Origin of the sequence: Streptomyces sp. HPF1205 (assembly GCF_020400825.1) — a bacterium.
GTDB lineage: Bacteria > Actinomycetota > Actinomycetes > Streptomycetales > Streptomycetaceae > Actinacidiphila.
Map to the genome: position 1 here is coordinate 1 of NZ_JAINVH010000156.1, position 467 is coordinate 467.

At 70.2% G+C, this 467-nt stretch carries 1 protein-coding gene; it reads left to right on the forward strand.

The annotated features are described in order from the left end of the window. A partial coding sequence (locus tag K7G61_RS36080) for a carboxyl transferase domain-containing protein (protein ID WP_308190819.1) occupies positions 1 to 467 on the forward strand: 467 nt, incomplete at both ends.

Below are 467 nucleotides of genomic sequence, written 5' to 3' on the forward strand. Positions count from 1 at the left end.
ACCGAGCGGCAGCACGCCAAGGGCAAGCTGACCGCGCGGGAGCGGATCGATCTGCTGCTGGACAAGGGGAGTTTCACCGAGGTGGAGCCGCTGCGGCGGCATCGTGCCAGTGGTTTCGGCCTGGAGGCCAGGCGTCCGCACACCGATGGTGTGGTGACCGGGTGGGGGACGGTCGAGGGCCGGACGGTGTTCGTGTACGCGCACGACTTCCGGATCTTCGGCGGGGCTTTGGGGGAGGCGCACGCGGAGAAGATCCACAAGATCATGGACATGGCGCTGGCGGCCGGTGCGCCGCTGGTGTCGCTCAACGACGGCGCGGGGGCGCGCATCCAGGAGGGTGTGTCGGCGCTGGCCGGTTACGGCGGGATCTTCCAGCGCAACACCCGGGCTTCGGGGGTGATCCCGCAGATCAGCGTGATGCTGGGGCCGTGCGCGGGTGGCGCGGCCTATTCCCCGGCGCTGACGGA